Origin of the sequence: Tenacibaculum aiptasiae (assembly GCF_008806755.1) — a bacterium.
Classification (GTDB): domain Bacteria; phylum Bacteroidota; class Bacteroidia; order Flavobacteriales; family Flavobacteriaceae; genus Polaribacter; species Polaribacter aiptasiae.
On record NZ_WAAU01000030.1, the window covers coordinates 35,200 to 35,523 of the forward strand.

General features: G+C 38.3%; 1 protein-coding gene. It reads right to left on the reverse strand.

From position 1 onward, the window contains the following. Positions 1 to 324, reverse strand: a 324-nt coding sequence (locus F7018_RS18555; RefSeq protein ID WP_175578752.1) for a hypothetical protein, incomplete at both ends; no start/stop codon positions are given.

Below are 324 nucleotides of genomic sequence, written 5' to 3' on the forward strand. Positions count from 1 at the left end.
GGTGGTTCCTGAACTTACGGTTATTGTTCCATCGGAGTTCATTACAATATTTCCGCTTTGAGGTGCTGGTGAAGTTCCTGCTGTTAAAGTAACTTCTGAAGCGTTCAATAAAGTTCCATTTAACATATCATTTGATAAAACACTAGTTGTGACCCCTCCTACTTTTCCGTTGATTCCTGCAAAGGTTTCTGCTTTGGCTTCGATTGCTGAACTATCTACAACTACTTTACTAGTAACCGTACTACAGTTTGATGGATTTAATTTCTCGCAGATAGTATATTCATAATCATAAGTACCAGCGGTGGTTTCAGAACTTACGGTTAT